The organism is Kitasatospora sp. NPDC057692, from assembly GCF_042799475.1.
Taxonomy (GTDB): domain Bacteria; phylum Actinomycetota; class Actinomycetes; order Streptomycetales; family Streptomycetaceae; genus Kitasatospora.
Genome location: NZ_JBHVIV010000132.1, coordinates 1 through 16,738, shown reverse-complemented (window position 1 = coordinate 16,738; position 16,738 = coordinate 1). Strand labels below are relative to the sequence as shown.

Sequence of the window (16,738 nt, the reverse complement as noted above, 5' to 3'; positions counted from 1 at the left end):
TTCACCGACCCCAGCCACAACGGCTCCACCCGCCCCTGACCGTAGGTCGCCAGCAGCGCCTGCGCCTCGATCGGGTCGCCGAGCGTCGTCCCCGTGCCGTGCGCTTCCACCGCGTCCACCTCGGACGGCTCCAACCCGGCATTGGCGAGCGCCTGCCGGATCACCCGCTCCTGCGACGGACCGTTCGGCGCCCCGAGGCCGTTGGAGGTGCCGTCCTGGTTGACCGCCGAACCCCGCACCACCGCCAGCACCCGGTGGCCGTTGCGGCGGGCGTCCGACAACCGCTCCAGCAGCACCAGCCCCGCACCCTCACCCCACGCCGTACCATCGGCCGCCTCGGCGAACGCCTTCACCCGGCCGTCGGGTGCCAGGCCGCGCTGGCGCGAGAACTCCGTGAACCCCAGCGGAGTCGCCATCACCGTCACACCACCGGCCAGGGCCAGTGAGCACTCCCCCGAGCGCAACGCCTGCGCGGCCAGGTGGATCGCCACCAGCGAGGACGAGCAGGCGGTGTCCAGCGAGACCGCCGCGCCCTCCAGTCCCAGCAGGTAGGCGATCCGGCCGGAGGTCACGCTGGTCGCGGCGCCCGTGCCGAGATAGCCCTCGGCGTCTGCGGGTGCCTGGCCGCCGTAGCCGGAGGACCAGATACCGGTGAACACACCGGTCCGGCTGCCCCGCAACGACGTCGGATCGATCCCCGCGTCCTCGAACGTCTCCCACACCGTCTCCAACAGCACCCGCTGCTGCGGATCCATCGCCAACGCCTCACGCGGCGAGATCCCGAAGAAATCCGCGTCGAACCCCGCCGCGTCCGCGAGGAAACCACCCGCCCGCGTGTACGACGTCCCCGGATGATCAGCATCCGGATGGAACAACCCCTCGACATCCCACCCCCGATCCCCCGGAAACCCCCCGATCGCATCCACCCCACCCGACACCACACCCCACAACTCCTCCGGCGACCCCACCCCGCCCGGCAACCGGCACCCCATCCCCACGATCACCACCGGATCACCCGCCACCGCGCCCCCCACCGGAACCACCGGCACCACCGGCACCACACCCCCACCGAGGATCCCGCTCAGCAGGTGCTCGGCGAGCTGCCGCGGGGTGGGGTGGTCGAAGGCGATGGTGGCGGGCAGCCGCAGGCCGGTGGCGTTGTTGAGCCGGTTGCGCAGTTCGACGGAGGTCAGGGAATCGAAGCCGAGGTCCTTGAACGGCTGCCGGTCCCAGCCGGCCCCCGGTTCGCGGTGACCGAGCACGGCGGCGGTGTGGGCGGTGACCAGGTCGAGTACGGCCCGCAGCCGTTCGGCCTCCGGCAGCGACCGCAGGCGGTCGGCGATCGCGCCGTGCCGCGCCGGGCGCCGGGCCGCCTTGCGGGAGACGAGACCCTTGAGGGCCGCCGGGGCTGCCGGGGAGCCCGCCGGCACGGACAGGTCGAGGCGTACCGGCACCAGCGCGGCCCGGTCCATGGCCAGGGCCGCGTCGAACAGCGACAGGGCGTGGTCGGTGGCCAACGGCACGACCCCGGCCCGTGTCAGCCGGTCCTGGTCGGTACCGGTCAGGTGCCCGGTCATGCCGCTGGCCTCCGCCCAGTAGCCCCAGGCCAGCGAGGTCGCCGGCAGTCCGAGGGCGCGCCGGTGCACGGCCAGGGCGTCGAGGAAGGTGTTGGCCGCGGCGTAGTTGGCCTGCCCGGGGCTGCCGAGCGTCCCGGCCGCCGAGGAGAAGAGGACGAAGGCCGTCAGGTCCCGTCCCCGGGTGAGTTCGTGCAGGTTCCACGCCGCCCGGGCCTTGGGGTCGGCGACGTGCCGGAGGCGTTCGGGAGTGAGGGACTCGACCACGCCGTCGTCGAGCACTCCGGCCGCGTGCACGACCGCGGTCAGCGGGTGCGCGGCCGGGATCGCGTCCAGCACGGCGGCAAGCGCGTCCCGGTCGGCCACGTCACAGGCGGCCACCGTCACCGACGCGCCCAGCGCGGCCAGTTCCTCGCACAGCGCCGTCCCGCCACCACCGCGGCTGACCAGCACCAGATGCCGCACACCCCGCTCGGCCACCAGATGCCGGGCCACAAGACCCCCCAGCGTCCCCGTACCACCGGTGATCAGCACCGTACCGGCCGCATCGAGATCCACGGGAACGGTGAGAACGATCTTCCCGATGTGAGCGGCCCGGCTCATGAACCGGAACACGTCGACCGCGTCCCGGACCCCGCGCACGTCCAGCGGCAGCGGTGCGAACCCGCCGTCCGCGAAGGCCGCTACGACGGCGTCCAGGATCTCGCCGAGCCGTTCCGGTCCCGCGTCGGCGATGTCGAACGCCCGGTAGACGATGTCGGGATGGTCGGCCGCGTCGCGGATGTCGGTCTTGCCCATCTCCACGAACCGCCCGCCGGGCCCGAGCAGCCGCAGGGAGGCATCGACGAACTCGCCGGACAGCGAGTCCAGCACCACGTCCATGGGCGGGAACCTCTGCTCGAACTCCAGGGTGCGCGACGAGGCGATGTGGTCCTCGTCCAGCCCCAGGGCGCGCAGGGTATGCCATTTGGCCGGGCCGGCGGTGGCGAACACCTCCGCCCCGAGCCGCCGGGCCAGCTGGATCGCCGCCATGCCGACGCCGCCGGTGCCGGCGTGGATCAGGACCCGGTCACCGGCCTCCAGTCCGCCCAGGTCGCGCAGGCCGTACCAGGCGGTCAGGAACACCACGGGCACGGACGCGGCCCGGGCGAAGGACCAGTCGTCGGGCATCCGGACCAGCAGCCGCTGGTCGGCGACGGTGACCGGGCCGAAGGCGCCGGGGACCAGGCCCATGACGCGCTCGCCGGGCCGGAACCGGGTGTCCGGGCCGGTTTCGAGGACGACGCCCGCACCCTCGCCGCCCATCAGGGCTTCACCGGGGTAGACGCCGAGGGCGATCAGCACGTCCCGGAAGTTGAGCCCGGCCGCCCGCACGGCGATCCGGACCTGTCCGGGCCCCAGCGGCTCCATGAGCTCCGGGCGGGGCACCAGTGCCAGGTCGTCGATGCTGCCGGTGCCCGTGTCCTCCAGCCGCCAGGTCCCGTCCGGCGGGGTGAGGCCCGCGCCGACGCGGACCAGGCGGGGTACCCGCAGGGCGCCTTGACGTACCGCCAGTTCCGGCTCGTCCGTGCCGGCGATCAGCGCGGGGTCCCAGGTCGGGTCGGCGTCGACCAGGACGAACCGGTCGGGGTGCTCGGCCCGCGCGCCGCGGACCAGGCCCCAGACCATCGAGTGGTGCAGGCCGACCACGTCACCGGGCGCGGCGGCGACGGCGTTGCGGGTGACGACCGCCAGCCGCGTCCGCTCCCGCTCGCCCGCCAAGTGGTCCCGGATCGCTGCGAGTACGTGCTGCGCGCTCTCGTACGCCGCCTCGACGGTGTCCGCCTCGGGCTCCGGCCCGGGCACCTCGTAGACGACCAGGTCCGCGGGGTCGCCACCGGTCGGCGCCGGTGCGAAGGGGACCCAGTCGAGTGCGTACAGGCTGTCCGGGACGGCGGTGGTGTCCCGGACGGTCAGCGACGTGATGACCGCGACCGGGGTGCCGTCCGGATCGGCCACGGCCACGGTGTACGTATCCGGCCCGGTGGCGGACAGGCGTACGCGCAGCGTCCCGCGGCCCGCGGGACGTATCGCCACCCCGGTGAACGCGAACGGCAGGCCGGTGCGGTCGGTGAGGAACGCCATGGGGTGCAGGGCGGCGTCGAGCAGCGCGGGGTGCAGGGCGAACGGCTCCTCGGCGGGAAGCTCCACCTCGGCGTAGACGGTGTCGCCGACCCGCCGGGCCGCCGTGACGCCCTGGAACGCCGGTCCGTACTCGTAGCCGAGCACGGACAGCGAGTCGTAGAGCCCGTCGACGTCGAGGGGCTCACCGGCCGGCGGCCAGTCCCAGACGCTCAGCACCGGCTCCTCGCCCAGGGTCCCGGTGGCGTGCCGCACCCACGCGTCGCCGTCGTGCGAGTACACCGTGAGCGGGTTGCGGCCGTCGTCCTCGGGGCCCACGACGACCTGGAGGTGCGCCGGGGTGTCGTCGAGGACGAGCGGCGTTTCGAGCACCAGCTCCTCGACCGCGCGGCCGAGCCGGCCGGCCGCGTAGGCCGCCATTTCCGCGAACGCGGTGCCGGGCAGGAGGACGGAGCCCCGCACGGCGTGGTCGGCCAGCCACGGGTGGGTGGCGAGCGAGATCCGTCCGCTGAGCACCGCGCCGTCGGGCAGTTCCACGAACGTGCTGAGCAAGGGGTGGTCGCCCGACGCCGTCGGGACGGGCCGCAGCCAGTACGGCTCGCGCTGGAAGGCGTACGTCGGCAGGCTGACGGGCTCGGCGTCGTCCGGGAACCGCCAGTCGACCGGGACACCATGGACGTGCAGGCGGCCGAGCGAGGTGGGGAAGTCGTCCTGGTCGCGCCGGAGCGTACCGGTGACGAGGAGGTCGGAGCCGTGGTGGTGAGCGGTCTCCTCGACGGCGGAGACCAGGACCGGGTGCGGGCTGACCTCGACGAAGACTGTGTGGCCGTGGTCGAGCAGCGCACGGGTGGTCCCGTCGAACAGCACGGGTTCGCGGAGGTTGCGGTACCAGTAATCGGCGTCGAGGGCGGAGGTGTCGGTCTCCTCGCCGGTCACCGTGGAGTGGAACGGGATGACCGCCGGGTGCGGCTCGATCCCGGCGAGGTCGGTGAGCAACTGCTCGCGGATCGCCTCGACCTGGACGGAGTGCGCCGCGTAGTCGACGGGCAGACGGCGGGCGCGGACACCGTCGGCCTCACAGGCCGCCAGCAGTTCGTCCAGCGCGTCCAGGTCGCCCGACACCACGACCGAACCGGGGGCGTTGACCACCGCGACCGTCAGCCGACCGTCCCAGCGGGCCACGAAGGCGGCGGCCTGCTCATGCCCGAGGCCGACCGACACCATCCCGCCCTGGTCGGCCAGAGCGACCAGGGCCTTGCTGCGCAGCGCGACCGCCTTCGCGGCGTCGTCCAGGGACAACGCCCCCGCCACGTACGCCGCCGCGATCTCGCCCTGCGAATGCCCGACGACGGCATCCGGCTCCACACCGTGCGCACGCCACAGTGCGGCCAGCGCCACCATCACCCCGAACAGGGCGGGCTGCACCACATCCACCCGCTCCAGCGAACCGCCCCCCGTCAACACCTCCACCAACGACCAGTCCGTGAACGGCGCCAACGCCGCGTCACACGCGTCGACCACCTCCCGGAACACCGGCTCCGAGGCGTACAACTCCCCACCCATTCCGACCCACTGCGCACCCTGCCCCGGAAACACGAACACCGACCGACCCAGCGGACGGACGGTCCCGGTGACCAGACCCGGCGCCGACCGGCCCTCCGCCAGGGCGTCCAGGGCTTCCACACCGCTCAGCACCGCGCGGTGATCGAAGCGCGACCGCCCCGCCAGCGCCCGACCCACCGCGACCGCGCCAACCCCCGGGTGCCCGGCCAGGAACTCTCCCAGCCGACGCGCCTGCTCCCGCAACGCCGCATCCGACTTCCCCGACAACACCCACGGCACCGCCCGGCCCACGGGCTCCGCCGCAACCCCGACCGGCTCCTCGGCGGCCGCCTCGATCACCACATGCGCGTTGGTGCCGCTGATGCCGAACGCCGACACACCGGCACGGCGGGGACGCCCCGTCTCCGGCCACGGCCGGGCCTCGGTGAGCAGGCGGACCGCGCCGGAGGCCCAGTCGACGTGCGAGGTCGGCGCGTCCACGTGGAGGGTCCGCGGCAGTTGCCCGTGCCGCATCGCCATCACCATCTTGATCACGCCGGCCACACCGGCCGCCGCCTGGGTGTGGCCGATGTTCGACTTCACCGACCCCAGCCACAACGGCTCCACCCGCCCCTGACCGTAGGTCGCCAGGAGCGCCTGAGCCTCGATCGGGTCGCCGAGGGTGGTCCCGGTGCCGTGGGCCTCCGCCGCGTCCACGTCCGCCGTCGACAGTCCGGCGTTCGCCAACGCCTGCCGGATGACGCGTTCCTGCGACGGACCGTTCGGCGCCGCGAGCCCGTTCGACGCCCCGTCCTGGTTCACCGCCGAACCCCGCACCACCGCCAGCACCCGGTGGCCGTTGCGACGGGCGTCCGACAGCCTCTCCAGCAGCAGCAGGCCCGCGCCCTCACCCCAGCTGGTTCCGTCGGCCGCCTCGGCGAACGCCTTCACCCGGCCGTCGGCGGCAAGCCCCCGCTGCCGCGAGAACTCGACGAACCCCGCCGGCGTCGCCATCACCGTCACACCACCGGCCAGGGCCAGCGAGCACTCCCCCGCCCGCAACGCCTGCGCCGCCAGATGGATCGCCACCAGCGACGACGAACACGCCGTGTCCACCGACACCGCCGGCCCCTCAAGCCCCAGCAGATACGACACCCGCCCGGACGTGGCGCTGGTGGCGGTTCCGGTGGCGAGAAAACCTTCGAGGTCCGGCGGCGGCTGGTTGCCGTAGCCGGAGGACCACAGGCCGGTGAACACGGCTGTGCGGCTGCCGCCGAGTGTGGTCGGGTCGATGCCGGCGTACTCGAAGGTCTCCCAGGCGGTTTCCAGCAGCACCCGCTGCTGCGGATCCATCGCCAACGCCTCGCGCGGCGAGATCCCGAAGAACCCTGCGTCGAAGCCGGCGCCGTCGGCGAGGAAGCCGCCCGATCGGGTGTAGGTCGTGCCCGGCCGGTCCGGGTCGGGGTCGTGGACGACGTCCCATCCACGGTCCGGCGGGAAGTCGGTGATCGCGTCGGCACCGTCCGAGACGAGCCGCCACAGGCCGTCCGGGGACTCCACTCCGCCCGGGTAGCGGCAGCCCATGCCGATGATCGCGATCGGCTCGCGCGCCGCCTCCTCCATGTCGGCGAGGCGCTTGCCGAGCACTCCCAGGTCGGCCGTGGCGCGCTTGAGGTACGTGCGGAGCTTCTCTTCGTCGGACATCGCTACTCCTCAGCGTTGCGGGACTCGCCCGAGCGGATGACCTCGGTCCTGCGGTGCGCATCGTCCAAAAGGCTGAACAGTTCGTCGTCGCTGGCCTCGTCGACACCGACCGCGGAGCCGGTGCGCTTCGCGGTCCAGGCCGCGAGCAGTGCTTCGAGGCGGGCCGCGACGGTCTCGTAGTCGGCGTCGGCGGCCGCCGCGTCCAGGGTGGACCTGAGCCGGTCGAGTTCGGCGAGCAGGGGATCGGGTCCGGTGCCGTGCAGCCGGGTGTGCACGAAGGCGGCGAGGCGGGCCGGTGTCGGGTGGTCGAAGACAAGCGTGGCGGGCAGGCGCAGGCCGGTGTCCGCGTCGAGCTGGTTGCGCAGTTCCACGGCGGTCAGCGAGTCGAACCCGATGTCGGTGAACGCCCGGTCGGGGTTGACCGCCCCCGGTGACGAGTGCCCCAGGACGAGGGCGACCTCGCCCACGACGAGTTGCAGCACCTCGGCCTGCGTCCACACGCGGTCGGCGGCCCGCCTGCGCCGGGGCCGTACCAGCTCCCGCAGCAGGGCGGGCGGGTCACCGGCGCGGCGCAGCGCCGGCAGGTCGAACCTGACGGGAGCGAGGACGGGGGTGCCCGCGGTCAGCGCGGCGTCGAACAGGGCCAGCGCGTCCGCCGTCGGCAGCGGCCGTACGCCGGCCCTGGCCAGGCGGTGCCGGTCGGTGGCGGTCAGACCCCCGGTCATTCGGCTGGTCTCCGCCCAGTAGCCCCAGGCGAGCGACACGGCCGGCTGTCCCTGGGCGTGCCGGTGTGCGGCAAGGCCGTCGAGATACGCGTTCGCCGCCGCGTAGTTCGCCTGGCCGGCGCCGCCCAGCACACCGGCCGCCGAGGAGAACAGCACGAACGCCTCCAGGTCCGAGGTCAGTTCGTGGAGGTGCCGTGCCGCGAGGGCCTTCGGCTCCCACACGCGCGCGAACTGCTGCGGGGTGAGGGATTCCACGACGGTGTCGGCCAGCGTGCCCGCGGCGTGGATCACCGAGGTGACCGGGTGGTCGGCGAGCAGCCGTGCCACCGCCCCGCGGTCGGACACGTCGCACGCCACGATGGCGGCGGTCGCGCCCAGCGCGGCCAGGTCGGCGGTCAGCTCGGCCGCGCCGGGGGCGTCCGGGCCGCTCCGGCTGACCAGCAGCAGGTGCCGCACGCCGTGCCGTACGGCGAGGTGGCGGGCGATCGTGCCGCCCAGGGTGCCGGTGCCGCCGGTGACGAGCACCGTGCCCTCGGGGCCGAGCGGCGAGGGCAGCGGTTCGGTCCGCACCCGTTCGAGGCGGGGGACGTGAACGGCGCCGGCCCGGATCGCGAGCTGGGGTTCGTCGCCGGCCAGCCGGACCTCGTCGCCGTCCTGACGGTCGACCAGCACGAACCGGCCGGGGTGCTCGGTGGCGGCCGACCGGACCAGGCCCCAGACGGCGGCGGCCTGCGGGTCGACGTCCTCGCCCGGCCGGACCGACACGGCGTGGCGCGTGGCGACCACCATCCGCGGGGTGTCCGTGGCGAGGAAGTCCTGGATCACCCGCAGGGTCTCGACGGGCGATGCGGCGTGGTGGACCGGGACGTCAGGTGCGGTGGTCGCCGCTTCCAGGACCGGCCACGCCACCCGGTACGGCACGTCCAGCGCGGTGGCCCCGGCCGGTCGGCGCAGGGTCAGCGAGGCGATCTCGGCGACCGGCGCGCCCGACCGGTCGGCGAGGCCGATCGCGCAGGTGTCCTCGCCGGTCACGGTCAGCCGGACCCTGGCGTGCTCGGCGCCGCTCCAGCAGGAGATCCCGGCGAAGGAGAACGGCATCTTCGCCCGGTCGTCGGCGACGGTCACGGTCTGGATCGCGGCGTCGAGCAGGGCGGGGTGCAGGGCGAACCGGGTGTCACCGGAGGAGGGTGCGGCCACCTCCGCGTAGAGGGTGTCGCCGTCGCGCCAGGCCGCTCGCAGGCCCTGGAAGGCCGGGCCGTAGGCGAATCCGGCGTCGGCCAGGTTGTCGTAGAAGGCGTCGAGGTCGACGGCTTCGGCGTGCGGCGGCCACTGCCGTGCCCAGGGCTCCCGTGGTGCGACGGCGACGGTGTCCAGGGTCCCGGTGGCGTGCCGTACCCACTCGCCGTCCGTCCGGGAGTGGATCGAGAGGCTGCGCCGGCCGGCCCGGTCGGGGCCGACGGTCACGGACAGCTGGACGCCGTCCGCGACCACCAGCGGTGCCTCCAGCGTCAGGTCCTCGACCGACGGGGAGCCGACGTACTCGCCGGCCCGGAGCGCCAGGTCCACGAACGCCGCGCCGGGCAGCAGGGGCGAGCCCGCGATGACGTGTTCGGTGAGCCACGGCTGCGCGGTGGTGGCGAGTTGTCCCGTCAGCACCACGCCGTTGTCGTCGGGGAGTTCCATGGCGTCCCGCAGCAGCGGGTGGTCGATCCGGCCGTCACCGGCCGGTGCCGGGGTGGTGGGGTGGAGCCAGTAGTGCTGGTGCTGGAAGGCGTACGACGGCACGCGCGCACCCGGCGTCCCCGTGATCGTGGTCGTGAGTGGCTTCCAGTCGACGGCGCCGTCCGCCCACAGCCGCCCGAGCGCCGCGAACAACCGCTCCGGAGCATCACCACCACGGCGCATCAGCCCGTTGGCCACCAGCACCGGATGCGGACCCACCTCCACCAGCCCCGTCACACCCCGGCCCGTCAGCCACTCCAGCGCATCCGCGAAACGGACCGGCTCACGCACCTGCCGCACCCAATAGCCCGGCTCCCCCATGTCCTCCACCGGACGCCCGGCCACCGTGGACACCACCGGGATCGACGGCTCACCGAACGACAACCCCGCCGCCACCACACCCAGTTCTTCCAGCACCGGATCCATCCGCGCCGAATGGAACGCGTGACTCACCTCCAGCCCCTTCACCCGCCGCCCACGACCGCGCCACACCTCGGCGACCGCCGCGACCGCCACCTCCTCCCCCGACACCACCACCGCATCCGGCCCGTTGACCGCCGCCACCTCGACACCCGGCACCAGCGACCCCGCCACCTCCTCCACCGACACCTGCAGCGACACCATCGCCCCACCACCCGGCAACCCCTGCATCAACCGACCCCGCGCCCCCACCAACGCACACGCGTCCTCCAGACCCAGAACCCCCGCCACATGGGCCGCCGCCACCTCGCCCACCGAATGCCCCACCACGAAGTCCGGCCGCACCCCCAACCACTCCACCAGCCGGAACAACGCCACCTCCAACGCGAACACCGCACCCTGGGTGAACAGCGTCTGCCCCAGCACCCCCTCCCCGTCCTCGAACAGCACCTCCACCGGCAACTCCAGCCGTTCGCAGACCTCGTCCAACACCCGCGCGAACACCGGGAACACCCGGTACAGGCCACGCCCCATCCCCGCCCACTGACCACCCTGACCGGAGAACACGAACGCCGACCTGCCCGAGTCGCGGGCCTCGCCGGTCACCAGTCCGGGATTCGTCTCCCCGCGCACCAGGGCCGCCAGTGCCTCCGGTCCGGTCACCACGGCCCGGTGGGCGAACCGGGTCCGTGCGGCGAGCTCGGAGGCGATTCCGTCCGCGTCGGGGACCTTGGCCGCGTACGCCTGCAGCCTGTGGGCCTGGGCCCGGAGCGCCTGCGCGGACTTGGCCGACAGCAGCCACGGCTCCGGCACGACGGCCGCGGGCTCGGGCGTGGAAGCGGCCGGATCCGGGGCCGGTTGCTCCAGGATCACGTGCGCGTTCGTACCGCTGATGCCGAACGCCGAGATGCCCGCTCGGCGGGGACGCCCCGTCTCCGGCCACGGCCGGGCCTCGGTGAGCAGTGACACCTGTCCCGCCGACCAGTCGACGTGCGAGGTCGGCGCGTCGACATGCAGCGTCGGGGGCAACTGCCCGTGCCGCATCGCCATCACCATCTTGATCACACCCGCCACACCGGCCGCCGCCTGGGTGTGGCCGATGTTCGACTTCACCGACCCCAGCCACAACGGCTCCACCCGCCCCTGGCCGTAAGTCGCCAGCAGCGCCTGCGCCTCAATGGGGTCACCGAGCGTCGTCCCCGTGCCGTGCGCCTCCACCGCGTCCACCTCGGACGGCTCCAACCCGGCATTGGCGAGGGCCTGACGGATCACCCGCTCCTGCGACGGACCATTCGGCGCGGTCAGCCCGTTCGACGCCCCGTCCTGGTTCACCGCCGAACCCCGCACCACAGCCAGCACCCGGTGACCGTTGCGACGGGCGTCCGACAACCGCTCCAGCAGCACGACACCCGCGCCCTCACCCCACGCCGTACCATCGGCGGCCTCGGCGAACGCCTTCACCCGACCGTCGGCCGCAAGCCCCCGCTGCCGGGAGAAGTCGATGAAGGCGGCCGGTGTCGCCATCACCGTCACACCGCCGGCCAACGCCAGCGAGCACTCCCCCGCCCGCAACGCCTGCGCCGCCAGATGGATCGCCACCAGCGACGACGAACACGCCGTGTCCACCGACACCGCCGGACCCTCAAGACCCAGCAGATACGACACCCGCCCGGAGGTCACGCTCGTCGCCGTGCCGGTGGCCACATAACCGTCCGCGTCGCGCGAGATCTGGTCCACTCCGCCCGCGTAGCCGGACGCCCAGATGCCGGTGAAGACACCCGTCTGACTGCCCCGCAACGACGTCGGATCGATCCCCGCGTCCTCGAACGTCTCCCACACCGTCTCCAACAGCACCCGCTGCTGCGGATCCATCGCAAGCGCCTCACGCGGCGAGATCCCGAAGAACGCGGCATCGAAACCGCCCGCATCCCCCAGAAAGCCACCCGCCCGCGTATACGACGTCCCCGGAGCACCGGCCGGATCATAGAGACGGCCCACGTCCCACCCGCGATCCGACGGGAACTCCCCGACCGCATCCGCCCCACCCGCCACCAGGTCCCACAACCCCTGCGCCGACCCCACCCCACCCGGATACCGGGCCCCCAACCCCACCACGACCACCGGATCACCCGACACCGGAACCCCGACCGGCACGGGCGAGGCCGTCCGGCGCTCCATGCCGAGGACCACCTCCCGCAGGTGTTCGGCCAGCCGGGCCGGGGTCGGGTGGTCGAAGACCATCGTCGCCGACAGCCGGGTCCCGACCGCCGTGGACAGCCGGTTGCGCAGCTCCACCGCGGTGAGCGAATCGAAGCCCAGCTCCTTGAAGGCGCGCTCGGCGCCGACAGCCGCGGTGTCGCTGCGGCCCAACACGGCCGAGGCGTGGGTGCGGACCAGATCGAGCAGGATCTCGCGTTGCCGGGCCTCGGGGAGCGATCCCAGCTCACCCGCCAGTCCGGTGGTCCGCACCGGTTTGCGGGCGCGTGCCAGCGCGCGCAGCACCGGCCGGTCGCCCAGGGCGGACACCTTGAGCCGGGCCGCGACCACCGCCGGTTCCGCGGTGTCCAGGCCCCCGTCGAACAGCCCGAGTCCGTATTCGGTCGCCATCGGCAGCAGCCCCGCGCGGGCGAGGCGTTCGCCGTCGGCCTCGGACATCCTCCCGGTCATCCCGCTGGCCTCGGCCCAGTGGCCCCAGGCCAGCGACACCCCCGGCAGGCCCTGGGCACGCCGGTACGCGGCCAGGCCGTCGAGGTAGGCGTTCGCCGCCGCGTAGTTGGCCTGCCCTGCCGCGCCCAGTGTCCCGGCCGCCGAGGAGAAGAGGACGAACGCCGTCAGGTCCCGCCCCCGGGTGAGTTCGTGCAGGTTCCAGGCCGCCCGTGCCTTGGGCTCCCAGACCGCGGCGAGCCGTTCGGGGGTCAGCGACTCGACCACGGCATCGTCCAGCACACCGGCCGCGTGCACGACCGCGGTCAACGGGTGCGAGGCCGGGATCGAGTCCAGTACCGCCGCCAGCGCGTCCCGGTCGGCCACGTCACAGGCCGCCACGGTCACCTCCGCGCCCAGCGCGGCCAGCTCCTCGCACAGCGCCGACCCGCCACCACCGCGGCTGACCAGCACCAGATGCCGCACACCCCGCTCGGCCACCAGATGCCGGGCCACACGGCCCCCCAGCGTCCCCGTACCACCGGTGATCAGCACCGTACCGGCCGCATCGAGATCCACGGGAACAGTGAGAACGATCTTCCCGATGTGCGCGGCCCGGCTCATGAACCGGAAGGCGTCCCGCGCGCGGCGGACGTCCCAGGTGGTGAACGGCGGCAGACGCAGCTCGCCCGCGCCGATCAGCCGGACGGCCTCGGCCAGGATCTCCCCCAGCCGCTCCGGTCCCGCGTCGGCCAGGTCGAAGGCCAGCACGCCGGGCCGGATGTCGGCCTTGCCCATCTCCACGAACCGCCCGCCGGGCGCGAGCAGCCGCAGGGAGGCGTCCAGGAACTCGCCGGACAGCGAGTTCAGCACCACGTCGAAGGGTCCGAACCGGTCGGCGAACTCCAGGGTCCGGGAGGAGGCGATGTGGTCCTCGTCCAGCCCCAGGGCGCGCAGCGCGTCCCACTTGCCCGGGCCGGCGGTCGCGTGGACGTCCGCGCCCCAGAGCCGCGCGAGCTGGACCGCCGCCATGCCGACGCCCCCGGCCCCGGCGTGGATCAGCACCCGGTCACCGGCCTTCAGCCCGCCCAGATCGCGCAGGCCGTACCAGGCCGTCATGAACGCGACCGGCACGGTGGCGGCCTGGGCGAACGTCCACTCGTCGGGGATGCGCACCAGCGCCCTGTGGTCGGCGACGGCCACCCGGCCGAACGCGCCGGGCAGCAACCCGGCGACCCGGTCACCCGGCCGCAGCCCGGTGACCTCGGCGCCGACCTCGGTGACGACGCCCGCGCCCTCGCTGCCGAGCAGCGCCGGGTCCGGATAGACGCCGAGGGCGATCAGCACGTCCCGGAGGTTCAGGCCCGCCGCCCGCACGGCGACGCGCACCTCCCGGGGCCCGGGCGGGGCCTGCTCGTACGGCAGGAAGGCGAGGTCGTCCAGGCTGCCCGTGTCCGCCTGAGTCAGCCGTCCGTCGAACGCCTCCGGTGCGGAGCGCACGAGCCGGGGCACGTAGACGGCCCCCCGGCGCACCGCCACCTGGTCCTCGTCGCCGACCGACAGGCCGTCGGGCAGCTCGTCGGCGTCCACGAGCACGAACCGGCCGGGGTGCTCGGACTGCGCGGACCGGACCAGGCCCCATACGGCCGAGGCCTCCGGGTCGCTCACCCCGTCACCGGGAACGGCGGCGACCGCGCCCCGCGTGCGCACCACGAGCCGTTCGCCGGGCCCGGCGAGGAAGTCCTGGACGGCCGCCAGCGCCTCGGCGACCGAGCCGGGCGAGACGACGGCATCGCCGAGCGCGCCTTCGCCGGGGGTCAGCGGAATCCAGTCGAGGGCGTACAGCGGGCCGCGTTCGGCCATCGGACGGGTGGTCAGCGCCTCGACGGTCGCCACGGGCCCGCCGGACCGGTCCGCCAGGTGGACGGCGTACGTGCCGGGGCGCACCACCGTCAGCCGCACCCGCGCGGAGGTCACGCCGGTGCGGTGGACCGCGATCCCGGTCAGCGAGAACGGCAGCCGCACGTCGCCTTCCGTGCCGGCCAGCAGCGCCAGCGGTTGCAGGGCGGCGTCCAGCAGGGCCGGATGGACGGAGAACCGGGCCGCGTCCGGCACGGCGACCTCGGCGAACACCTCATGGCCGCGGCGCCACACCGCCTGCACGGCCTGGAAGGCCGGCCCGTACTCGTAGCCCGCCGCGGCGAGCGTGTCGTAGAGCCCGGTGACCGGTTCCGCGCCGGCCGGCGGCCATGCCGTCAGCTCCTGCCCGACCACGGGTTTCCCGCTCACCGTGCCGGTGGCGTGCCGCACCCAGCCGTCCGTACGGGACCGGACGTCGACCGTGCGGCGGCCGGTCCCGTCCGGCTCGCCCACGACGACCTGCACGTCCACCGCACCGTCCGCGGGCACCATCAGCGGCGCCTCCAGGACCAGTTCCTCCACTGCCGCCCCGGCCGCGTGCACCACCAGTTCCACGAACGCCGTCGCGGGCAGCAGCACCGTCCCCAGGACGGAGTGGTCCGCGAGCCAGGGGTGGGTGGCCAGGGAGAGCCGACCCGTCAGGACCCGCTGCCCGCCCACCTCGACGGCGGCGCCGAGCAGCGGGTGGTCCACCGGGTCGAGCCCGGCCGCGGACACGTCTCCCGCGCCTCCGGAGAGCCAGAACCGCGTCCGCTGGAAGGGGTAGGTGGGCAGCGTCACCGGCTGTCCTCCGGGGAACGGCCACCGCACCGGCACGCCCGCGACGAACAGCCGCGCCGCGGCGGCCAGGAACTCGGCCGGGTTGCCGTGGTCGCGGCGTAGCGTACCGGTCACCAGACCCGCCTCGTGCTCCTCCAGCGCGGGCGTGAGCACCGGGTGCGGGCTGATCTCGACGAAGACGGGGTCGCCGCCCGAGGCGAGCAGCAGCCGGGTGGTCCGGTCGAACAGCACGGGTTCGCGGAGGTTGCGGTACCAGTAGTCGGCGTCGAGGGCGGTGGTGTCGACCGGTTCCGCGGTGACGGTGGAGTAGAAAGGGATCGCAGCGGGCCGAGGCCGGATGTCCGCGAGGTCGGTGAGCAGCTGCTCACGGATCGCCTCGACCTGGGCGGAGTGGGCGGCGTAATTGACGGGCAGACGGCGGGCACGGATGCCCTCGGCCTCACAGGACGTCAGCAGTTCGTCCAGCGCGTCCAGGTCCCCCGACACGACGACCGAACCGGGGGCGTTGACCACCGCGACCGTCAGCCGGCCGTCCCAGCGGGCCATGAAGGCGGCGCCCTGCTCATACCCGAGGCCGACCGACACCATCCCGCCCTGGTCGGCCAGAGCGACCAGGGCCCTGCTGCGCAGCGCGACCGCCTTCGCGGCGTCGTCCAGGGACAACGCGCCCGCCACGTACGCCGCCGCGATCTCGCCCTGCGAATGCCCGACGACGGCATCCGGCTCCACACCGTGCGCACGCCACAGCTCCGCCAGCGCCACCATCACCGCGAACAGGGCGGGCTGCACCACATCCACCCGCTCCAATGAACCACCGCCCGTCAGCACCTCCACCAACGACCAGTCCGTGAACGGCGCCAACGCCACGCCACACGCGTCGATCGCCGCCCGGAACACCGGCTCCGAGGCGTACAACTCCCCACCCATCCCCACCCACTGCGCACCCTGCCCCGGAAACACGAACACCGACCGACCCACCGGACGGACGGTCCCGGTGACCAGACCCGGCACCGACCGGCCCTCCGCCAGGGCGTCCAGGGCTTCCACACCACTCAGCACCGCCCGGTGCTCGAACACGGTGCGGGCGGCCAGAGCGCCCCCGACCGCTGCCGAACCCACCTCGGGATGACCGGCGGTGAAGGCGCCCAGCCGGCGCGCCTGCTCCCGCAACGCCGCCCCGGACCTGGCCGACAGCACCCACGGCACCACCCCGCCCATAGGCTCCGCCGCAACCCCGACCGGCTCCTCGGCGGCCGCCTCGATCACCACATGCGCGTTCGTACCGCTGATGCCGAACGCCGAGATGCCCGCTCGGCGCAGATGGCCATTGTCGGGCCAGGGCCGGGCCTCGGTGAGCAACCGGATGTTTCCGGACTCCCAGTCGACGTGGGAGGTCGGCGCGTCGACGTGCAGCGTCGGCGGCAGTTGCCCGTGCCGGATCGCCATGACCATCTTGATCACGCCCGCCACACCGGCCGCGGCCTGGGTATGGCCGATGTTCGACTTCACCGACCCCAGCCACAACGGCTCCACCCGCCCCTGACCGTAGGTCGCCAGCAGCGCCTGCGCCTCGATCGGGTCGCCGAG

General features: G+C 73.8%; 2 protein-coding genes. Both read right to left on the bottom strand.

The features are described 5' to 3' along the window. Window positions 1–6,941, bottom strand: a 6,941-nt coding sequence (locus ACFVFS_RS38355; RefSeq protein ID WP_380629643.1) for an SDR family NAD(P)-dependent oxidoreductase, incomplete at its 3' end; no start/stop codon positions are given. Window positions 6,942–6,943: 2 nt separating this feature from the next. Further along, on the bottom strand, window positions 6,944–16,738 hold a 9,795-nt coding region (locus ACFVFS_RS38350; RefSeq protein WP_380629642.1), incomplete at its 5' end, for an SDR family NAD(P)-dependent oxidoreductase.